23 protein-coding genes are annotated in these 20,673 nt (G+C 60.3%); 10 read left to right on the plus strand and 13 right to left on the minus strand.

Annotation, left to right across the window (positions count from 1 at the left end; all coding sequences use genetic code 11):
* The 3 genes from MGEO_RS09855 to MGEO_RS09865 form a co-directional block, all read right to left on the minus strand.
* A complete protein-coding gene (locus MGEO_RS09855; protein WP_085636621.1) occupies positions 1 to 822 on the minus strand; it encodes an ABC transporter ATP-binding protein in 822 nt (273 codons plus the stop codon).
* A complete protein-coding gene (hydA, locus tag MGEO_RS09860; protein WP_085636622.1) occupies positions 822 to 2,276 on the minus strand; it encodes a dihydropyrimidinase in 1,455 nt (484 codons plus the stop codon). The genes MGEO_RS09855 and hydA overlap by 1 nt, the downstream gene beginning before the upstream one ends.
* 84 nt (positions 2,277 to 2,360) lie before the next feature.
* On the minus strand, positions 2,361 to 3,611 hold the full coding sequence (locus tag MGEO_RS09865) for a Zn-dependent hydrolase (RefSeq protein WP_085636624.1): 1,251 nt from the start codon (positions 3,609 to 3,611) through the stop codon (positions 2,361 to 2,363).
* A gap of 186 nt (positions 3,612 to 3,797) precedes the next feature.
* Between MGEO_RS09865 and MGEO_RS09870 the strand changes: the two genes are divergently transcribed.
* Positions 3,798 to 4,412 (plus strand): TetR family transcriptional regulator C-terminal domain-containing protein, encoded by a 615-nt coding sequence (locus MGEO_RS09870; protein WP_085636626.1) that lies wholly within the window; start codon positions 3,798 to 3,800, stop codon positions 4,410 to 4,412.
* An 11-nt stretch (positions 4,413 to 4,423) separates the two neighbouring features.
* Here MGEO_RS09870 and MGEO_RS21695 read toward each other — a convergent pair whose 3' ends face one another.
* The 3 genes from MGEO_RS21695 to MGEO_RS09885 all read right to left on the minus strand — a co-directional run bounded on the left by MGEO_RS21695 (position 4,424) and on the right by MGEO_RS09885 (position 7,406).
* Positions 4,424 to 4,672: a hypothetical protein gene (locus MGEO_RS21695; RefSeq protein WP_233139802.1), complete on the minus strand. Its 249-nt coding sequence runs from the start codon at positions 4,670 to 4,672 to the stop codon at positions 4,424 to 4,426.
* A gap of 84 nt (positions 4,673 to 4,756) precedes the next feature.
* A complete protein-coding gene (preA, locus tag MGEO_RS09880) occupies positions 4,757 to 6,064 on the minus strand; it encodes an NAD-dependent dihydropyrimidine dehydrogenase subunit PreA (protein ID WP_085636630.1) in 1,308 nt (435 codons plus the stop codon).
* A gap of 16 nt (positions 6,065 to 6,080) precedes the next feature.
* Positions 6,081 to 7,406, minus strand: coding sequence for an NAD(P)-dependent oxidoreductase (locus tag MGEO_RS09885; protein WP_085636631.1), 1,326 nt, complete (start codon positions 7,404 to 7,406; stop codon positions 6,081 to 6,083).
* Positions 7,407 to 7,625: 219 nt separating this feature from the next.
* Between MGEO_RS09885 and MGEO_RS09890 the strand changes: the two genes are divergently transcribed.
* Entirely contained in the window at positions 7,626 to 7,841 is a 216-nt protein-coding gene (locus MGEO_RS09890) for a DUF1127 domain-containing protein (RefSeq protein WP_085636633.1), read from the plus strand.
* 147 nt (positions 7,842 to 7,988) lie between these two features.
* On the opposite strand, the gene rpsD is transcribed toward MGEO_RS09890, so the two are convergent.
* Positions 7,989 to 8,609, minus strand: a complete 621-nt coding sequence (gene rpsD, locus MGEO_RS09895; RefSeq protein WP_085636635.1) for a 30S ribosomal protein S4 — start codon at positions 8,607 to 8,609, stop codon at positions 7,989 to 7,991.
* Positions 8,610 to 8,835: 226 nt separating this feature from the next.
* On the opposite strand from rpsD, the gene MGEO_RS09900 reads away from it, so the two are divergent.
* The 6 genes from MGEO_RS09900 (at position 8,836) to MGEO_RS09925 (ending at position 14,433) form a co-directional block, all read left to right on the plus strand.
* A complete protein-coding gene (locus tag MGEO_RS09900; protein ID WP_085636637.1) occupies positions 8,836 to 9,660 on the plus strand; it encodes an EAL domain-containing protein in 825 nt (274 codons plus the stop codon).
* Positions 9,661 to 9,845: 185 nt separating this feature from the next.
* Entirely contained in the window at positions 9,846 to 11,018 is a 1,173-nt protein-coding gene (locus tag MGEO_RS09905; RefSeq protein ID WP_085636639.1) for an acetyl-CoA C-acetyltransferase, read from the plus strand.
* A gap of 123 nt (positions 11,019 to 11,141) precedes the next feature.
* Complete coding sequence (phbB, locus tag MGEO_RS09910) at positions 11,142 to 11,864, plus strand: acetoacetyl-CoA reductase (protein WP_085636641.1); 723 nt, start codon at positions 11,142 to 11,144, stop codon at positions 11,862 to 11,864.
* Between the two features lie 78 nt (positions 11,865 to 11,942).
* Positions 11,943 to 12,806, plus strand: a complete 864-nt coding sequence (yddG, locus tag MGEO_RS09915) for an aromatic amino acid exporter YddG (protein WP_085636643.1) — start codon at positions 11,943 to 11,945, stop codon at positions 12,804 to 12,806.
* A 105-nt stretch (positions 12,807 to 12,911) separates the two neighbouring features.
* The gene (locus MGEO_RS21700) at positions 12,912 to 13,844 is read left to right on the plus strand and encodes a VOC family protein (protein WP_085636645.1); all 933 of its coding nucleotides are present in this window, start codon (positions 12,912 to 12,914) and stop codon (positions 13,842 to 13,844) included.
* Complete coding sequence (locus MGEO_RS09925) at positions 13,837 to 14,433, plus strand: alpha/beta hydrolase (protein ID WP_085636647.1); 597 nt, start codon at positions 13,837 to 13,839, stop codon at positions 14,431 to 14,433. The genes MGEO_RS21700 and MGEO_RS09925 overlap by 8 nt, the downstream gene beginning before the upstream one ends.
* A gap of 90 nt (positions 14,434 to 14,523) precedes the next feature.
* On the opposite strand, the gene MGEO_RS21385 is transcribed toward MGEO_RS09925, so the two are convergent.
* Positions 14,524 to 14,667, minus strand: a complete 144-nt coding sequence (locus tag MGEO_RS21385; protein WP_158091003.1) for a hypothetical protein — start codon at positions 14,665 to 14,667, stop codon at positions 14,524 to 14,526.
* Positions 14,668 to 14,738: 71 nt separating this feature from the next.
* Here MGEO_RS21385 and gcvA point away from each other — a divergent pair, with 71 nt between their 5' ends.
* Complete coding sequence (gcvA, locus tag MGEO_RS09930; RefSeq protein ID WP_085636649.1) at positions 14,739 to 15,677, plus strand: transcriptional regulator GcvA; 939 nt, start codon at positions 14,739 to 14,741, stop codon at positions 15,675 to 15,677.
* A 33-nt stretch (positions 15,678 to 15,710) separates the two neighbouring features.
* Here the strand turns inward: gcvA and MGEO_RS09935 are convergent, their stop codons facing one another.
* The 3 genes from MGEO_RS09935 to MGEO_RS09945 all read right to left on the minus strand — a co-directional run bounded on the left by MGEO_RS09935 (position 15,711) and on the right by MGEO_RS09945 (position 16,965).
* Complete coding sequence (locus tag MGEO_RS09935) at positions 15,711 to 15,872, minus strand: YdcH family protein (RefSeq protein WP_085636651.1); 162 nt, start codon at positions 15,870 to 15,872, stop codon at positions 15,711 to 15,713.
* Between the two features lie 87 nt (positions 15,873 to 15,959).
* Positions 15,960 to 16,769: a tRNA1(Val) (adenine(37)-N6)-methyltransferase gene (locus MGEO_RS09940; RefSeq protein WP_408607492.1), complete on the minus strand. Its 810-nt coding sequence runs from the start codon at positions 16,767 to 16,769 to the stop codon at positions 15,960 to 15,962.
* Positions 16,750 to 16,965: a putative signal transducing protein gene (locus MGEO_RS09945; protein ID WP_085636811.1), complete on the minus strand. Its 216-nt coding sequence runs from the start codon at positions 16,963 to 16,965 to the stop codon at positions 16,750 to 16,752. The genes MGEO_RS09940 and MGEO_RS09945 overlap by 20 nt, the downstream gene beginning before the upstream one ends.
* Before the next feature lie 56 nt (positions 16,966 to 17,021).
* Between MGEO_RS09945 and MGEO_RS09950 the strand changes: the two genes are divergently transcribed.
* Positions 17,022 to 18,020 (plus strand): polyprenyl synthetase family protein, encoded by a 999-nt coding sequence (locus MGEO_RS09950; protein ID WP_085636808.1) that lies wholly within the window; start codon positions 17,022 to 17,024, stop codon positions 18,018 to 18,020.
* On the opposite strand, the gene MGEO_RS09955 is transcribed toward MGEO_RS09950, so the two are convergent.
* On the minus strand, positions 18,013 to 18,915 hold the full coding sequence (locus MGEO_RS09955) for a 4-(cytidine 5'-diphospho)-2-C-methyl-D-erythritol kinase (protein WP_085636655.1): 903 nt from the start codon (positions 18,913 to 18,915) through the stop codon (positions 18,013 to 18,015). The genes MGEO_RS09950 and MGEO_RS09955 overlap by 8 nt on opposite strands.
* Complete coding sequence (locus MGEO_RS09960) at positions 18,902 to 20,626, minus strand: tetratricopeptide repeat protein (RefSeq protein ID WP_085636657.1); 1,725 nt, start codon at positions 20,624 to 20,626, stop codon at positions 18,902 to 18,904. The genes MGEO_RS09955 and MGEO_RS09960 overlap by 14 nt, the downstream gene beginning before the upstream one ends.
* Positions 20,627 to 20,673 lie beyond the last annotated feature (47 nt).

Consider the following 20,673-nt stretch of genomic DNA (forward strand, 5'->3'; position numbering starts at 1 on the left):
TCAATCGTCATAGGCATGTCCCGCCCGCAGCCCGTCGCGCACCCGGTGCGCGATCTCCAGAAACTCTGGTGTATCCCGGATGTCCAAAGGCCGCTCCTTCGGCAGGGGACTGTCGATCACATCGGTGATCCGTCCCGGCCGGGGGGACATCACAACGATCTTGGTCGACAGGTACACGGCTTCCGGGATCGAGTGCGTGACAAACCCGATGGTTTTCTCCGTCCGCGCCCAGAGGTCCAGCAGTTGTTCGTTCAGGTGATCGCGCACAATCTCATCAAGCGCCCCGAACGGCTCATCCATCAGCAGAATATCCGCATCGAACGCCAAAGCCCGCGCAATCGACGCGCGCTGCTGCATCCCGCCCGAGAGTTGCCACGGATACTTCTTCCCGAAATTCGACAGCTCCACGAGATCCAGCACCCGCGCGATCCGCTCGTCCTGCTCGGATTTGGAATACCCCATGATCTCCAGAGGCAGTGCGATGTTCTTTTCGATGGTCCGCCACGGATAGAGCCCCGCCGCCTGAAACACATAGCCATAGGCCCGCGCGCGGCGGGCCTCATCCGGCGTCATGCCATTGACGGTCAGCGTCCCACCCGTCGGCGCCTCAAGCGCCGCGATACACCGAAGGAACGTGGTCTTGCCACAGCCCGACGGCCCGATGAAGCTGACGAACTCGCCTTTGCCGATATCAAGATCGACACCAGACAGCGCATGCACCGGTCCGTCATTGGTCTGGAAAGTCAGATCCAGCGATTTTGCAGAAATCACCGGCTTGGTCGTGCTCCGGTCAAGGACCGGAGCGTCAGTTTGGTCTTGCATCAAACCCCCGTCGCAGGGATGCCGGTCCGCTCCACCGGTCGCGGCGCAGTCAGCTCTTTCCATGTCGACAGCGCCCGGTTCACCGTGCCATTGCCTGGGCGTTTGACGAACTGGCCATGGCCTTCCTGCGTCCGCATCTCGCCATCATGCACAGCCACATGCCCACGCGTCAGCGTAAAGCGCGGAAGGCCTTTGACATGGTGGCCTTCGAACACGTTGTAGTCGATGGCCGATTGCTGCGTGCTGGCGGAAATCGTCTTTTCCTTCTCCGGATCCCAGACCACCAGATCGGCATCCGCGCCAACCAGAACAGCCCCCTTCTTCGGATAGCAGTTCAGGATCTTCGCGATATTGGTCGAGGTCACAGCGACAAACTCGTTCGGAGTCAGCCGCCCGGTCGCCACACCATGGGTCCAGAGCATCGGCATCCTGTCCTCCAGCCCGCCAGTGCCGTTGGGGATTTTCGAGAAATCACCGACTCCATAGCGCTTCTGTTCGGTCGTGAACGCGCAATGGTCCGTCGCCACGACCGACAGCGTCCCAGATTGCAGACCGGCCCACAGGCTGTCCTGATGCTGCTTGTTCCGGAACGGCGGCGACATGACCCGCCGCGCAGCATGATCCCAATCCTTGTTGAAATACTCACTCTCATCCAGCGTCAGGTGCTGGATCAAAGGCTCACCCCAAACCCGCTTGCCCTGCATCTTCGCCCGCCGGATCGCCTCATGCGCTTCCTCGCAGGACGTATGCACGACATAAAGCGGCACACCCGCCATATCCGCGATCATGATCGCACGATTGGTCGCTTCGCCTTCGACCTGCGAGGGCCGCGAATAAGCATGCCCCTCCGGCCCGGTGTTGCCTTCAGCCAGAAGCTTCGCCGTCAATTCCGCCACCACATCGCCATTCTCGGCATGGACCATCGCGATTCCACCCAGTTCCGCGAGGCGGTTGAACGAGGCAAACAGCTCATCGTCATTGACCATGAGCGCACCTTTGTAGGCCATGAAGTGTTTGAATGTGTTGATCCCGTGATCGTTGATCACCGTCGGCATCTCGTCGAACACCTTTTCGCCCCACCAGGTCACCGCCATGTGGAACGAGTAGTCGCAATTCGCCATCGTGGACTTGTTGTGCCAGCCCTTCATCGCATCGACGAGACCCTGCCCCTGACCGGGCAGCACGAAATCCACGACCATCGTGGTCCCGCCCGACAGCGCCGCGCGTGTTCCGCTTTCGAAATTGTCGCTGGAATAGGTGCCCATGAACGGCATCTCGAGATGCGTGTGCGGGTCAATCCCGCCCGGCATGACATAACACCCTGTGGCGTCCAGTTCCTCGTCGCCCTTCAGGTTCGGCCCGATCTCGGTGATGACCCCGTTTTCAATCAGGACATCCGCTTCATAGGTCAGGTCCGCTGTGACAACCGTTCCGTTCTTGATGACTGTAGTCATGGTTTACTCCGTGGTCCTGATCTTCTCTGTTTCAAAAATACCTCGGGGGAGTCGCGCATTGCGCGACGGGGGCAGAGCCCCCGATCAACTGACGATCTCCGCCGTCTCGACGACCGCATGGAACAGCACATCCGCCCCTGCTGTTGCCCATTCCTTGGAAATCTCTTCCGCCTCGTTGTGCGACAGCCCGTCGACGCAAGGGCACATCACCATCGCCGTAGGCGCGACATCGTTGATCCAGCAGGCATCATGCCCGGCACCCGACACGATATCCATGTGACTGTAACCCAACCGCTCGGCGGCATCTCGAATGGCGCTCACACAGGCCTCATCAAACGCGGGCGGATCGAACTGACCAACGATATGGCAGTCAAACTCCACACCGATCTCTTCACACAGCTTCGGCGCGCGTTCCATGAATTCGTCGACCATGCCGTTCAACTTGTCCAAAAGATGCGTCCGCATATCGACAGTGAACACAACCTTGCCCGGAATGATGTTCCGACTGTTGGGATAGACGTCGATATGCCCGATGGCCCCCACCGCGTTCGGCTGATTCTTCATCGCAATCTCGTGCACCAGTTCCGTCACCAGAGCGAGGCCCCGCCCGGCGTTCTTGCGCATATGCATCGGCGTGGACCCGGTATGGCTTTCCTTGCCGGTCACCGTACATTCGATCCAGCGCAGGCCCTGCCCATGGGTGACGACCCCGATATCCTTGCCCTCGGCTTCGAGGATCGGACCCTGTTCGATATGCAACTCGAAGAAGGCATGCATCTTGCGGTCCCCGACCTTTTCGGGGCCCTTCCAGCCGATCCGCTCCAACTCGTCACCGAATTTCTTGCCCTTGGCATCGGTGCGGTCATAGGCCCAGTCAAGCGTGTGCTTGCCCGCAAACACACCCGAGGCCAGCATCGCCGGCGCAAAGCGTGTGCCTTCTTCATTGGTCCAATTGGTCACGACAATCGGATGCTTGGTCTTGATCCCCAGATCATTGAGCGACCGGATCACCTCAAGCCCACCCAGCACACCCAGGACACCGTCATATTTGCCGCCCGTGGGCTGGGTATCGAGATGAGACCCCACGTAAACCGGCAGCGCGTCCGGGTCCGTGCCCTCGCGGCGCGCAAACATGTTGCCGATCTCGTCCACACCCATGGTGCAGCCCGCATCCTCGCACCATGTCTGAAACAACGCCCGGCCCTCGGCGTCTTCGTCCGTGAGCGTCTGACGGTTGTTGCCGCCTGCGATGCCCGGCCCAATCTTCGCCATCTCCATGAGACTGTCCCACAGGCGGTCGCCATTGATCCGCAGGTTTTCTCCGGGTGCTGCCATGTTCGTTCCCCTCGCCGCCGGCTGTCTTGCGTGACGGCACAACAGCCCCCGCAAGTTTTTTACCATTTGGTAAAGTTACGATTGCAACGCGCCCTCAAGCTGTCAAGGTATGATCTGGAATGAGTTCGTGCGCGCCGGTCTCCGTGACAGGTCGTGCCTGTAATTGCAGCATGAGGGAAACCGACCATGACCAGCCCCGCCCGCAAGCCCAGCCGGATCCAGACCGAGAACCGCCAGCGCATTCGTGATGCCGCACTTGGTCTCTTTGCGACACACGGGTTTCGTGGCACCACGCTCGACCAGATCGCCGACGCCTGCGGGATGCACAAACCAAACCTCATTTACTATTACGACAGTAAGGAAGCGATCCATATCGACCTTCTGAACACGCTGATGGAAGAATGGCTCAGCCCGCTGGACGCGATGGATGCCGAGGGGGATCCGCTCGAGGAAATCATCGGTTACATCCGCCGCAAGATGGAGATGAGCCGCCTCTATCCGCGCGAATCCCGACTGTTTGCAAACGAGATCGTGCAAGGCGCGCCACGGATGCTGCCGCATCTGGAAAGCACATTGAAACCACTTTTCGACAAACAATGCGGAATCATCGCGAAGTGGATGAACGACGGCAAAATCGCCGAAATGCACCCCGCACATCTGATCTTTTCGATCTGGGCGGTGACGCAGCACTATGCCGATTTCGAAGCACAGATCGCGGTCCTGCTTCCGGGGGATGACAAACGGGCGCGGGGTGCCGACCAGTTTGTCGAGATGATGTTCCGGAAAGTGCTGACACCTTAATGGCGTTTATGTCAGGTTAACCAATGCCTCCGCAGTGTAGCGGAATGACACAGCATCTGACATTTCCTGATTCCCCGCGACTGAACGCGCCCTGGCGCGATCAGTTGTTCAATACGCGCGCGGCCAAACAAGGTGGCATCCTTCGACGAAACAAGCACAGCATAAACCGCGAAATCGGTGTTGCTCTGCTTGTCGCCGAGGTGCGCGCACGCGGTTTTCGCCTCTATGAAGTCGGCGATGACTACGTAATCGTTTGCCACCGCCGCCCCATTCGGCAACTCTGCTGAGACAAAAGAAAATTCGTACGAATTTTCTCCATCCTGAGATTATTCGTACGAATAATCTTACTCTGCCGCCTGCGCTGCGGCCGGGTTGTTCGGATGGCTTGTCCAGTCACCATGCTCCGCAGCAACCGGACGGCCCGTCCGCTCGTCGATCGCTCCAACCTCCAGCCGCTCCATCGTGATGCAATCCTCAACCGGGCAGACATTGACGCACAGGTTGCAAGCCACGCATTCGTCATCCTTGACCGTGAACACACGGTCCTCAGACATCGCAATCGCCTGGTGCGACGTGTCCTCGCAGGCCGCAAAGCAACGACCGCAGGAGATACACAAATCCTGATCAATCCGAGCCTTGGTCACGTAGTTCAGATTCAGATGCTGCCAGTCACTGACATTCGGCACTGCCTTGCGGACCAGCTCGCTGGTGGACGTCATGCCTTTCTCGTCCATGTATTGCGACAGGCCGGAAATCATCTCCTGCACGATCTTGAACCCATAGGTCATAGCGGCCGTACAGACCTGCACGTTGCCCGCCCCAAGCGCCATGAACTCCGCCGCGTCTTTCCACGTCGTCACACCACCAATTCCGGAAATCGGCAGGTCTGCCATTTCGGGCGTGCGCGCGATCTCGGCCACCATGTTGAGCGCGATGGGTTTCACCGCGGGTCCGCAATAGCCGCCATGTGCGCCCTTGCCGTCAATCGTCGGTTCTGGCGCGAAGAGGTCCAGGTCGACCGACGTGATCGAATTGATCGTATTGATCAGGCTCACCGCGTCAGCCCCGCCGGCATGCGCCGCCATCGCGGGTTTTCGAATGTCCGTGATGTTCGGGGTCAGCTTCACAATGCACGGCATGCGGGTATTCTGCTTCACCCAGCGTGTCACCATCTCGATATACTCAGGCACCTGCCCCACGGCGCTGCCCATGCCACGCTCGGACATGCCGTGTGGGCACCCGAAATTGAGTTCGACCCCATCCGCCCCGGTTTCTTCCACCAGAGGCAGGATGGCCTTCCAGGCCTCTTCGACGCAGGGCACCATCAGTGATACGACCATGGCTCGGTCGGGATAGTCGCGTTTGACCGCCTTGATCTCACTCAGGTTCACCTCGAGCGGCCGGTCGGTGATCAACTCGATATTATTGAGGCCCAAGAGCCGCCGGTCCGCGCCCCAGATCGCGCCATAGCGTGGTCCATTAACGTTCACGATGGGCGGCCCCGCCTCGCCCAGCGTTTTCCAGACGACGCCACCCCACCCCGCCTCAAACGCGCGGCGGACGTTGTATTCCTTGTCCGTGGGCGGCGCCGAAGCGAGCCAGAACGGGTTCGGGCTCTTGATGCCCACGAAATCGGTTGTCAGGTCAGCCATTCTCAATCCTCCCGGATCAGGCGCGCATCAGCGCGGCATGGATATCTTCGGCGGCATCGCGCCCTTCGGCCACCGCCGTAACGGTCAGGTCGTCCCCGCCAGCGGCGCAGTCGCCCCCGGCCCACACACCTTTGACCGAGGAGCGGCCCGGCCCGGTCACGGCGATCTTGCGACCGTCAAGGTCGGGCAGGTCATCGCCAACCAGCGTCTGTCCGATGGCCTTGAACACCTGATCTGCAGCAAGCCGGAAGGTCTGCCCTGTGGGTGTCAGGTTGTCGTCGGTAAACTCGAATTCGATCTCGCGCACCGCCCCGTTACCGTGCACGGCGACGGGCGAGGCGTTGGTGATGATCCGCACACCCTTGGCGGCCGCCAGTTCCTGTTCCCAGACCGAGGCGTTCATCCGGTCACGGCCCCGCCGATACACGATGGTCACGTTCAGAGCGCCGAGCAGCTTCGACTGCACCGCCGCGTCGACAGCCGTCATCCCGCCGCCGATCACCACCACGTCGCGGCCAACCGGCAGGCTGCTCAGATCGGTCGCCTGCCGCAGGTCAGCGATGAACTCGACCGCATCCAGCACGCCTTCTTTTTCGGCGCCCGGTGCCGTCAGAGCATTGACGCCGCCCAATCCCATTCCGAGGAACACAGCGTCATAGTCCGACTGAAGGTCCGCCATGGTCACATCACGGCCCAACGCCATGTTGTTGCGGATTTCGATTCCGCCAATCTGCAGGAGCCAGTCCACTTCGCGCGCCGCGAAATCCTCGGTGCTCTTATAGGCAGCGATTCCGTATTCATTAAGACCGCCAGCCTTGGGCCGTGCGTCGAAGACCACAACGTCATGCCCGTGCATCGCCAACCGATGCGCGCAGGCCAATCCTGCCGGACCGGCCCCAACGACGGCAATACTCTTGCCGGTCGGGGCCGCCCGGGAGAAAGGATGCACCCCTTGCGCCATCAGAGTGTCGGTCGCGTAACGCTGCAGGCGACCGATCTGAACCGGCTCACCTTCAGCTTTTTCGCGCACACAGGCTTCCTCACAAAGGGTTTCAGTGGGGCAGACGCGAGCGCACATGCCGCCCATGATGTTCTGCGTCAGGATCGTCTTGGCCGCCGCTTCGGGTGTGCCAGTGGCGATCTGCCGGATGAAGAGTGGGATGTCGATATCGGTGGGGCAGGCGGTGATGCAGGGCGCATCGTGGCAGAAATAGCAGCGATCCGCTGCAACCAAGGCTTCGTGATCACTCAGGGGCGCGTGCAGATCGGCGAACCCTGCGCTGAGCGCATCGGCATCCAATCGGCCTGAAACAACCCCTTCTTTCAATGCTCTGGCGTCCATCTTCACACTCCGAGATCAGCTTGACCATTTTTCAAACGGTCTCACGAGGCAAAAATTTTATCAACTGGTAAAATTTTTTAGTCTGCAGATTTTACGTGATGCTGCGCTGCAGCGTTATGCGCTCAGAGCGGGGCGGGTATGTCGAAGCAGCGGTACTCGGCGCGATTTCAAGGACTTAGATTAGACCTGTCGAAATTTTGAGCACAGCAGAGGCATCACATGGCACTGACACAGTCATATCAGGGCGAAAAGCCCGGATTTTTCTCGAGCTTGTTTGATGGTCTGACCCGCGGTCTGAGCCAGGTTGCGGAAGCAAACTGGCGGATTCGCGAGGTTGAACGGCTTCAGGCACTGTCCGACGAGGCGCTGGCCAAAAAAGGCCTTAAGCGCGAAGATATCGTTCGCCACGTCTTTCGGGACGTGTTCTGGACATAACCGGGTTTCTCGAAACCTCTGGTTGGAAAAAAGGCTGCGCTGATGGCGCGGCCTTTTTCTCTTGCCTGTGACCCAAAGAAAAAGCCGCCCCAGTGGGACGGCTTTGAAATCTGAAAGTCGTACGATCGTAGCGTACGGATGCCCGGATCAGTTCTGGGCGTAGTATTCGATGACGAGGTTCGGTTCCATCATCACCGGGTACGGAACGTCGCTCAGACCCGGAGTGCGGACGAAGGTCGCTTTCATCTTGGAGTGATCTGCTTCGATATAATCCGGAACGTCACGCTCGGCCAGTTGGATGGCTTCGAGAAGCGCGGTCATCTGCTTGGACTTCTCGCGGACTTCGATCACGTCGCCTTCCTTGACGCGGTAGGACGGAATGTTCACGCGCTGACCGTTGACCAGCACGTGGCCGTGGTTCACGAACTGACGTGCAGCAAAGATGGTTGCAACGAACTTCGCGCGATACACAACCGCGTCCAGACGCCGCTCGAGCAGACCGATGAGGTTTTCACCAGTGTCACCCTTCACACGCTCGGCTTCGCCGTAGATGCGGCGGAACTGCTTTTCGGTCAGGTCGCCGTAATAGCCCTTGAGCTTCTGCTTGGCGCGCAATTGCAGACCGAAGTCGGACATCTTGCCCTTACGGCGCTGACCGTGCTGGCCCGGGCCGTATTCGCGGCGATTGACGGGGGATTTCGGACGACCCCAGATGTTTTCACCCATCCGGCGGTCAATTTTGTACTTGGCAGACGTGCGTTTGGTCACGGCTGATCTCCTTCTTGGTACGACGCCCCGAAAGGCGACTATGAAGGGCGTTGTCCTCTTGGCCGAAGCCATGACAGGCATCCCCTTGCGGGGGCCACCAACACCAATGAAGCCGCGCTTATACGGCGGCAATTGACAGAGTCAACACGTGATTGCTGCTGCGCCTTTAAACCTTGCTTAACGCCGATGAGAGAGAGTGCAGACGAGAGCAGCGAGGACGTGCATATTGCAGCGGGCAGTCAGAAAGTCACTTGGCATTTCGCCACTGGAACAGGCGGCACAGCAGCGGGATCAGAATATCCTGAAGCTGGTCGAAGACGCGGTGCGCCACCGGGAGGTGCGCCTGGCCTTTCAGCCGATCGTGGATGCCCAAAACCAACGTCATGTCGCATTTTACGAAGGTCTGATCCGTGTGACCGATCCGACCGGACGCATCATCCCGGCCGGTGAGTTCATTGAGGCCATCGAGGAATGCGAAACCGGTCGTCTTCTGGATTGCCTTGCACTGGAGCACGGCTTGCGAACGCTGGCGCGCAATCCCGGAATACGACTGGCCATTAACCTGTCAGCGCGTTCCATCGGGTTTCCGAAATGGCGCAAGGTTCTTGAGCGGGGACTGTCGCGCAATCCATCTATTGCCGCACGGCTGATTCTCGAAATCACCGAGGCATCGGCCATGATGGTGCCCGAACTGGTCGTTCAGGCAATGCGCGATCTCCAGAGGCGCGGCATCAGTTTTGCACTCGACGACTTCGGTGCCGGATATACGGCCCTGCGTTACCTGCGGCAGTTCCAGTTCGATATCCTAAAGATCGATGGACAGTTCATTCGGGGAATAGCCGGTGACGCGGACAACCAGGTACTGACACGGGCAATCCTCGCCATTGCCCAGCAGTTTGACATGTTTACCGTGGCCGAGTTTGTCGAAAACGCCGCCGACGCGCGCGCGCTGGGTGAGCTGGGTGTCGATTTCCTTCAGGGATACTATTTCGGCGCACCGACAGTCGAAGCCCCCTGGAAGCCGGTAAACGCCCCACAGCACGTACACTGATCCCTCAAACGCCGCCATGACGCAGCGGCAACCCCGCCATGCAATCAAGGCCTGAGACACCCTGTCCGGTATGCGAATGTCGACCAGTGCTTTAGGAGAGCGCGGGAATGGGTCCGGGGCCACAGGCGCAGAACGCGTGAATCCTGTGGAATCACCTCCGGGCCATGACTTTGGTGGAGGGACCAATGACCAACGTTGTTATCGCATCCGCCGCACGGACAGCCGTTGGCTCGTTCGGCGGTTCTTTCGCAAACACACCCGCACATGATCTGGGCGCTGCCGTTCTGAATGCGCTGGTCGAACGCGCAGGCATCGAGAAAGAGGCCGTTTCCGAGACCATCCTCGGTCAGGTGCTCACCGCTGCGCAGGGCCAGAACCCGGCGCGCCAGGCGCACATCAATGCCGGTCTGCCGCAGGAAAGCGCGGCCTGGGGCATCAACCAGGTTTGTGGCTCGGGCCTTCGCGCCGTTGCACTGGGAGCGCAGCACATCATGCTGGGCGATGCAGATGTCGTCTGCGCCGGCGGTCAGGAAAACATGACGCTCTCCCCCCACGCCGCGCATCTGCGCGCCGGTCACAAGATGGGTGACGTCAAGTATATCGACACGATGATCCGCGACGGCCTTTGGGACGCATTCAATGGCTACCACATGGGTCAGACCGCAGAGAACGTCGCCGAGAAGTGGCAGATCAGCCGCGAACAGCAGGACGAATTCGCTGTCGCATCGCAGAACAAAGCCGAGGCCGCGCAGAAGGCGGGCAAGTTCGACGACGAGGTGATCGCGTTCACCGTCAAAACCCGCAAGGGCGACATCGTGGTCGATAAGGATGAATACATCCGCCACGGCGCAACCATCGAAGCGATGCAGAAACTGCGCCCCGCCTTCACCAAGGACGGGTCGGTTACAGCGGCAAACGCATCGGGCCTGAACGACGGTGCCGCCGGCGTTCTGCTGATGAGCGAAGAAAACGCTGCCAAGCGCGGCATCACCCCGATGGCCCGCATCGCGTCCTACGCGACAGCCGGTCTTGATCCGTCGATCATGGGCGTCGGCCCGATCCACGCGTCGCGCAAAGCGCTGGAAAAAGCTGGCTGGTCGGTTGGCGATCTCGACCTCGTCGAAGCCAACGAAGCTTTCGCCGCGCAGGCCTGCGCCGTGAACAAGGACATGGGCTGGGATCCGGCAATCGTGAACGTGAACGGCGGCGCGATTGCCATCGGCCACCCGATCGGCGCGTCCGGTGCGCGCGTTCTGAACACCCTGCTGTTCGAAATGCAGCGCCGCGATGCCAAGAAGGGTCTCGCAACCCTCTGCATCGGCGGCGGCATGGGTGTCGCGCTCTGTGTCGAGCGGTAAAACCTGACCTGCGCCGTTTGTGGCGCTTCCGGACGCGGGGGCTCGGCCCCCGCATCCCCTTAATTTCTCCGGCCCCAGAAGGGCTGATCCCGTCAAAGAGAACACCCAAGAGGAGACTCCCCCATGGCACGTGTAGCACTCGTCACCGGCGGAAGCCGTGGTATCGGTGAAGCTATTTCCAAAGCGCTCAAGGCCGAAGGCTATGAAGTTGCGGCAACCTATGCCGGCAACGATGAGAAAGCCGCGAAATTCACTGAAGAGACCGGCATCAAGACCTACAAGTGGAACGTCGCGGACTATGAGGCGTCCAAAGAAGGCATCGCCAAGGTCGAAGCCGATCTCGGCCCGATCGATGTGGTTGTCGCCAACGCCGGCATCACCCGCGATGCACCGTTCCACAAGATGACCCCCGAGGCGTGGAAAGAGGTGATCGACACCAACCTGACCGGCGTGTTCAACACCGTGCACCCCGTCTGGCCGGGCATGCGCGAGCGCAAGTTCGGACGCGTGATCGTCATTTCCTCGATCAACGGTCAGAAAGGCCAGTTCGGTCAGGTGAACTATGCCGCGACCAAGGCGGGCGATCTGGGCATCGTCAAGTCGCTGGCGCAGGAAGGCGCACGCGCAGGCATCACCGCAAACGCGATCTGCCCGGGCTACATCGCGACCGAAATGGTCATGGCGATCCCCGACGAGGTGCGCCAGAAGATCGTTGCAGGCATCCCGGCGGGTCGTTTGGGCGAGCCCGAGGAAATCGCGCGCTGCGTGGTGTTCCTTGCCTCAGAGCAGTCGGGCTTCATCAACGGCTCGACCATCTCGGCCAACGGTGCTCAGTTCTTCGTCTGAGTTACGCCAGAGAACTCAGGAAAGGCCCGCCGGTTCGGCGGGCCTTTTCTTTTTGTCCGGTGCAGTTTAGCGGAGGACATGACCCGAACCACAGCCACCGCCATCGGATTTGTCGCCGTCCTGCTTTGGGCTCTTCTAGCGCTCTTCACAGCCGGGTCGGCGCCGGTGCCACCCTTTCTGCTGAACGCATTGACCTTTGCAATCGGCGGCGCAGTTGGCGTGACCTGGGTGCTGGTGCGCGGACGGATGTCGGTGCTGCGGTTGGTACCTTGGACAGTCTACGCCTTTGGGACGGCGGGTCTCTTCGGCTATCACGCGCTTTATTACTCGGCACTGCGACTTGCACCGCCTGCCGAGGCGGGGCTGATCGCCTATCTCTGGCCCCTCTTCATCGTGCTCTTTTCCGGACTTCTTCCCGGAGAACGGCTGCGCGCGGGGCATATTGTCGGCGCGCTGGTGTCCTTTGCGGGGGCGGCGCTGATCGTGCTGCGCAACGGGTTCAGCTTTGAAGCTTCCGCCACACCCGGTCTCATCCTTGCCGGTTTCTGTGCGCTGACATGGAGCAGCTATTCGGTGCTGTCGCGCCGACTTGGCACCACCCCCACCGAAGCGGTTGCGGTATTCTGTGTTCTGACCGCTCTGCTGTCCGTACCTGCGCATCTTGCTTTCGAACAACCGGCGTGGCCTCAGACCGGCTTTGGCTGGGTGTCCGTCGCTGCGCTCGGTCTTGGACCTGTGGGACTTGCGTTCTACGTCTGGGACATTGGAGTGAAGCGGGGGGATATTCAGCTCTTGGGTGTTGCGAGCTATGCAGCGCCGCTGCTCTCGACACTGGTCCTGATCGTTGCCGGTTTTGCACAGACCTCGTGGCAACTGGTGGCAGCGGCAATACTGATCACCGTTGGCGCAGGAATCGCAGCACTCGCTTCGCGCCGAACTTAAGTGCATATTCGCACAGAATAGGCGCGAATCTTTGGGTTTATGTGCGTGTGAGTACCGCTAGATACTGCTCCGATCCGGCAAACACCGACCTTTGGGAGACCCAACATGATCGATCAGATCAACGGACTGCATCACGTGACCTCGCTGGCCAGCGGGGCGCAGTCGAACAATGATTTCTTTACCAAGACACTGGGCCTGCGGCGCATCAAAAAGACCGTCAACTTCGACGCGCCCGAGGTCTATCACCTGTACTACGGCGACGAAGCGGGCACGCCCGGCACCGTGATGACTTATTTCCCATTCCCGAATGCGCGGCGCGGTCGGCCGGGTACGGGCGAGGTTGGGATCACCGGTTTTGCCGTACCCAAGGGCAGCCTGCCCTATTGGCAGGAGCGGTTGGCGACCTTTGACGTCCGGAACATCGAGACCGAAACCACGTTTGGCGAGAACCGCCTGAGGTTTGACGGGCCGGATGGCGACGGGTTTGTGCTCGTCGAAACCGACGGGGACTCCCGTACCCCCTGGACCAACAACGGTGTCCCGGCAGACGCCGCCATTCGCGGCTTCCACAGCGCCGACATGCGCCTGCGCGATGCGGCAGCCAGCGCCGAGCTTCTGAAATTCATGGGCTACGAAGAACTCGACCGTCAGGACAACGTGACCCGTTTCCACGTGCCCGGCGGCAATGAGGCCAATGTCATCGACATCTCACAGGTCAATGCCCCGATGGCGGACCAGGGCGCAGGTTCGGTGCATCACATCGCTTTCTCTGTCGACAACCGGCAAAAGCAGCTCGAGGTGCGCAAAGCGCTGATGGACACCGGATATCAGGTAACGCCGGTGATCGACCGCGATTACTTTTATGCGATCTACTTCCGGACACCCGGCGGCGTTCTGTTCGAAATTGCCACAAACGAACCGGGCTTTGACCGCGACGAAGATACTGCGCATCTGGGCGAAGCACTCAAGCTGCCGACACAGCACGAGCATCTGCGTCAGATCCTTGAAGACCGCTATCTGGAGCCGATCATTGACTGACTACATACTGCGCGAAACCAAAGGCACGCCCGGCGCGCCTTTGGTGTTCACCTTCCACGGCACGGGCGGGGACGAAAACCAGTTTCATGGGTTGGCCGAGCAGCTCTGGCCCGGTGCTCATGTGGTGTCGCCACGCGGCGACGTGTCTGAACACGGCATGGCCCGGTATTTCCGGCGCACCGGAGAAGGCGTCTATGATATGGACGACCTCGCCACGCGGCGTGACGCAATGGCGGCATTCGTCAGGTCGCGAATTAGGGATACGGGCGCAACCCGGATCTTTGCGCTTGGTTATTCCAACGGCGCAAACATTGCCGCTGCCGCAGCCTTTGTGCATCCGGATCTGTTTACCGATGTGATTGCCATGCACCCGCTGATCCCATGGACGCCCGAACCTCAGAAGGGCCTTTCCGGTTCGCGGTGGCTGATCACCGCAGGAGAACGGGATCCGATCTGTCCCGCCCCGATGACACGGGCGCTGGCGGAGTACCTGCGCGATCAGAACGTCGATGTGGCAGAGCACTGGCACCCTGGCGGACATGAGCTGGCGCAATCCGAACTCGCGGCGATTCAGAGTTTTATCGCATAAGAAAACGCCCCCGCAGCCTGTTGGTTCGGGGGCGTTTTCACAGGTCGTCGGACCACGCTTACCGCGCAGTCTGCGGCCAGGGATCCGGCTTCAACGGCGCAGCGCACTGAAAAAGTCGCGGACCATCTTCCCGCGCTCGGCATGGGCGGCCCGGATAGCATCGCGGTGTCGGGTGTCTGTGGCACTTTCAAACATCTGCAAGATCCTAACATCAGAAAATTTCAACTGTTTCATATGTGCTTCTTTAGATATTAATCTACAAACGAGACTTTTGACCCATTCGATTAAGTTTTACTTAACTAACCATGAATGACCGCCTTCCCCCACTGACTGCCCTGCGGGCCTTTGAAGCGGCCGCGCGCCATATGTCGTTTGCTCAGGCCGCCGCAGAACTCAACGTGACGCCGGCCGCGCTGTCGTTTCAGATAAAATCCCTGGAAGAGCATCTGGGCGCGCCAGTGTTTCGGCGTTTGAACCGGGCTGTCGAACTGACGGAAGAGGGAGAGGCATTGCGCGCGGGCGTCCACGACGGGTTTGACCTGATCACAACCGCCTGGAGATCAGCAAGACGCCAAACGCAATCAAACACGCTCACCGTCACGGCGGGACCGGCCTTTACGGCCAAGGTACTGGCCCCCCGCCTCTTCCAGTTCGCACAAGCGCACCCTGATATCGACCTGCGGTTTTCCGCCAGCCTGCGGATCATGGATTTCGTCCGGGACGACATCGATGTGGCCATTCGCTTTGGCTATGGTGGGGACGAAGGATTGTATTCCCGGGCGCTTATCCGCGAATGGATTGCGCCGATGATGACCCCCGCGCTTGCGAAGGATCTCGACACACCGGAAAAGCTCCTGGCTGCGCCACTGATCTTCGACGATAGTGTGGATTTCCTGAGCCCGAAGGCAGATTGGGCCAAGTGGTTCAAGGCAAACGGCCTTGGGACACCTTTGATCAAAGGATCGCATTTTTCGCAGGCCGACCACGCCGTTGACGCCGCTCTGGCAGGGGGCGGAGTGGTTCTGGCGCGAAGTACGGTCGCGGCCCATCATCTGATCGACGGGCAACTGGTGGCTCCGTTCGACCTCGCCCTGTCAACAGAGGCGCATTTCCGCTTTGTCTGCCCGAAGGGACACGAGACCAAATCCCAGGTCGCCGCGTTTTCAGACTGGCTGGATCAGGAAATCGGCGCACTGACCCGTCGCCTTCCGCAGAAGACGTTACTGCCGGTAAGTGAGATATGAAAAAGCCCGGGGGGAGACCCGGGCCAATCCAATTTATGAGAGACGTTCGATCTCTTCTTTGAGTCGGAGTTTCTGCTTCTTCAGAGAGGCGATCGTCAGATCGTCCGTTCCGGGCGAGCGTTGGGCCTGTTCGACCTCTTCAGACAGATGTTGGTGCTTCCGTTTCAGTTCCTGAAGATGTGAAGACAAGCTCATGTATTCCTCCTGTGACTGAATGGATCTTCAGTCGATCACAGTTTTACAATTCTGTCACGCTGCATACGCATTCTGAGTAAATTCTTGCTAAAAGCGCTGCCTTTGGCCCCGGCTTTGGTCCGGAAACGGCAACATTTGCGGACTGCGCAGCACTTTTGAGACCGCTTCCGTATACGAATCGGCATCTTTCTCGTGACTTTCGCCGCGGTGCAGCACAAGCGGAGGGTGCGACACAAACGCCGCTCTGCGTTCTTTACGGCCCCGCAACAGGACCAGGCCTGCCGGGCGGGTGCTGCGCGGGTGAATCGGCCACAGTTCCAGCGCACCAAGACATCCGAAAAACGCACTCATGAGTTCGGGCAAGCGGTCAGCACGCTGAATGAAGGTTGCGACACCGCCGGGCTTGAGCCGCTTGGACGCGACACTGACCCATCTTTCCAACGGCAGAGCGCCGGATCGGGAAACCGCCCGCTCCTCTGATCGTGCGGCGACTGCCCGGAAATCCTCGAAATACGGGGGGTTGGCGATCACGTGATCGAAGCGCTCTGATCTGACGGCTGCAGGCAACGCGGAAAGGTCGGCACAGTGGACCGTGCCTGTCAGCCCATTTTCGTTGAGGTTGCGCTGAGCCAACGCCGCATAGGCTGGCTGCATTTCGACCCCGGTGCAGATCAGCCCCGGCACACGCGCGCCCAAACAGGCCAGAGCCGCTCCACCTCCACAGCCCAGTTCTAGAACGGTGTCCCCTTCCTTTGCGGGGATCGATGCAGCCAGCAGGACCGGATCCATCCCCGCCCGGTAACCGTCCCTGGGTTGCCAGAGGCGCAGCGCGCCGCCAAGAAAATCATCGCGGGTCAACTCGTCGCCCGCGAAGGACTCAGTCCTCAAACCTGACACCGTATTCGCGCAAAACGCGTCTTGCGTCGTCAATTTCATCGCTGCGCACCATAAGGCGGCGCGGTAGTATTCCGATGGACCCTTCGAGGATGCTCATGTTTACGTCCAATTCAAAGCTGTCTATACCCTCGTCCTCAAGCACGGCGCGGGCGAGCGGTATTAGTGTGATGTCATTGGTGCGCAAAAGCTCTTCCATGACCATGATGTAGGAACACCCGGCCCGCTTTGTCGAGCCTTCCTGAAGGAATGGTGATGATGTTGGATAAACCAGATCAGAAACCGCATGATCGGCTGGCAGAAGCGCTGTCGGGTGACATGGCAGAGGTCAACGCATTGATCCGCACCCGAATGGCGTCGGAACATGCACCGCGGATTCCCGAAGTCACGGCCCATCTGGTCGAGGCGGGTGGTAAGCGGCTGCGCCCGATGCTGACGCTGGCAGCGGCGCGGATGTGTGGCTACGAGGGTGACAACCACGTGAAGTTGGCCGCGACGGTGGAGTTCATCCACACCGCGACGCTGCTGCACGACGACGTGGTCGATGAGAGCGAAAAGCGGCGCGGACGGCCCACGGCAAACCTGCTCTGGGACAACAAGTCCAGCGTTCTGGTAGGCGATTACCTCTTTGCCCGGTCGTTCCAGTTGATGACCGAAACCAACAACATCCGCGTGTTGCGCATCCTGTCCGATGCGGCGGCAACGATTGCCGAAGGAGAGGTCTTGCAGATGACCGCGGCGCAGGATCTGCGCACGACCGAAGCGATCTACCTGCAAGTGGTGCGCGGCAAGACCGCCGCGCTGTTTTCCGCCGCAACCGAAGTAGGCGGCGTGATCGCCGAGATGGACGAGGCGCAGGTCAAGGCGCTGTTCGATTACGGCGACGCTCTGGGTATCGCGTTTCAGATCGTTGATGACCTGCTGGATTACTGGGGCTCGGACGCCACCGGGAAAAACGTGGGCGACGATTTCCGCGAACGCAAGCTGACGCTGCCGGTGATCAAGGCCGTGGCATTGGGTGACGACGAAGAGCGTGCGTTCTGGAAACGGACGATTGAGAAGGGTCGTCAGGAAGATGGCGACCTCGAACACGCGATTGCGCTCTTGAACAAGCACGGCACTCTTGAGGCGACACGGGCCGAAGCCAATGAGTGGATCGCCAAAGCCCGCGCAGCATTGGCACACCTGCCTGCTCATCCAATCCGCGACATGCTGGACGATCTGGCCGATTACGTGGTGGCTCGGGTCAACTGACCTTAGGCAGGGCTGCGTTGAACTGATCACCCAGCACGCAGCCTGCAACCCACCAATCGGGATACGCAGTGTAGAGCCTGCGTGCCGCCTCTTTGGCCGCGTCTTCGGTTTCGAAAAGCCCGAAGCACGTCGCCCCCGAACCCGACATTCGCGCAAGACCGCAGCCAGTCTGAGCTTCAAGCACCGTCAAAACGTCGGCAATCGCCGGCTGCACCGCAATGGCGGGTGCCTCCAGATCGTTGCGCATCCCCTTTAGCCAGTCGATCAGCACGGCGGCGTCCGCGAACGCAGGGATGGCCTCAGGCATCGGTGGATTGACCTTGGAGGTTAGCGCCTTGAACACGGACGGCGTTGACACGGGACGGCGTGGATTGACCAGCACGGCGTAGAGCGCGGGAAGCGGCACGACATCAAGCTGATCGCCGATCCCGCGCGCCCGCATCGGTTTGCAGGCGATGCACATCGGAACGTCGGCACCCAGCCGGGTGAGCGCGTCAATTTGTGTCTTGAAGTGATGATCCGACCCGTCAGCGAACGCGTGGTATGCATCGTCGTTCAGGCAGAGCATACCGCGCCAAGCGGCAGCGGCATCTGCCGACCCACCCCCGATACCCGAGGCGGCAGGCAGATGTTTTTCCAACACCAGCGCAGCGCCGTCCTTCTGGATCAGGGCTGCCGCGCGAAGGGCCAGATTATCCAAATCCGCTGGCACGCCGGCCGCTTCCGGTCCCTCCACAGTCAAAGAAAGCGCATTGCCCGGTACGATATCCAACCTGTCTCCGACTGATGCAAAGGTCACCAGCGAGTCGAGCAAATGGTACCCATCGGCGCGCTGGCCGGTGACGTGCAGGGTCAGATTGATCTTGGCAGGCGCAAAGACGTTAACCGCCGTCATTCGCCACCTGCAAAGGCGGCGCGCCCTCATCCGCCAGTACCTGATCCAGCCCGACATCCAGCTTGGCGCGGATGCGGTCAGCATCCACCTCTTCGGCAGTCGATCCGTACACGATGAAAGACAGGGCCCGGCGCCATTGGAACCGCGCCTCGGTTTTGCGACCCACAGCCCAGTAAACGTCGCCCAGATGGTCGTTCACGATGGGATCTACGGGCATCAGTTCGGCCGCGCGCTCCATATGCCCAACCGCCTCATCGTAGCGGCCCAGCCGGTAGAGCACCCAGCCAAGGCTGTCGATGATATAACCGCTGTCAGGTCTCGCAGCCGCCGCGCGTTCGATCATGTCGAGCGCCTCATCGAGCTTGATCTTCTTTTCGACCAGCGAATAGCCAAGGTAGTTCAGCACCTGCGGCTGATCCGGGTTCAATTCGAGCGCCGCGCGGAAATCGGCCTCGGCCTCGTCCCATCGGTCAAGGCGCTCATAACTGATTGCACGGGCGTAATGCAGGAACCACTGGCTCTGGGTCTCTTCCTCGAAAAGCGCCAGCGCTGCGGAATAGGCGTCCACCGCCACTTCGTACCGCTCAAGCTGGCGCATCGTATCGCCCAGCGTCGAATGGACAACGGGTTGATCACCATGGGTCTTGGCCAGCCGCTGCAGAACCTCGACCGCTGCATCGGTCTTACCACTGTCCCTAAGCGCGGCGGCACGCCCCAATTCTGCGGCGTGGTAGGCCGGATGGTCCTCCGGAACCTGCGCATAGGCCTTTACCGCCAATTCCGACTGCTCCAGTTCATCCAGAAGACCCGCCGACAGCAGAATGGCGTCAATATGATCGGGACGCAGGTACTCGGCCACACGTGTGTAGAGCAGCGTGAATTCGTCATTGGCTTCGCTCGCCAGCGCGGCGGCCAGCGTATAGAACACTTCCGCGAGACCATCGCGCGCGCCCCGGATATGGGTGTAAGGAATCGCCTCACCACCCTCGAGCGCATCGCGCATCTGCCGCAGCCCCGGGTCAAGATCTCCGCCAAACGCCGTATCGATCAGCGTCAGCGCATCCGAATTCCGCTCAAGCTGGCTCAGCACCTCGACATGCGCCATGACCCCGCGTCGGGTGAGCTGCATACCCCCGGTTCCGGCATCCTCAAAGATCGAAGCTGCACTCTCGAAATCGCCCACCGAGGCCAGCGCAAGCGCCTTGTGGTAAAGCGCGAAATTCCGCAGACCCTGCTGGTTGGACAGGTCGTCGAACTGCACCAGAGCAGCGGACATATCGCCCAGCCCAAGCTGCGACCACGCCAGAAGCAAACCGTCTACAAGCGGCCCTACGCCACGGTCGTCATCGATCATGTCGATCAGGGTCTGGTACTCTTCCGCCCGGGCCTGCTGCGCAACAAGCGCCATATGCGCAACCTGGCTGCGGTGCCCATCATTCACGAGCTTGTTCGCGAGGGCCGCAGCACGGTCCAAATCACCCAGCGAGATCTCTGCCAGCGCAGCCCGCTCAAGGATCACCGGGTTTTCCGGATCGTGCATGACCGCACGACCGTAGTAATCCGCCGCCGCCTGGATATCGCCGTCAAAGCTCGCCTGTCGCCCGGCAAGGTAATCACCGGCAAGGCTGTTTGCGAAGGTCCCGCCCGGAGCGGCCAGACACAGCACCAGAGCTGCCGTTCCCAGTAGCCGCTTCATGCCCGATTGCATCATTTTCTTCTCCTTGAAAAAGGCGAATTTCGCGAAGCGTAGCGCGCCGT

Source organism: Marivita geojedonensis, from assembly GCF_002115805.1.
Classification (GTDB): domain Bacteria; phylum Pseudomonadota; class Alphaproteobacteria; order Rhodobacterales; family Rhodobacteraceae; genus Marivita; species Marivita geojedonensis.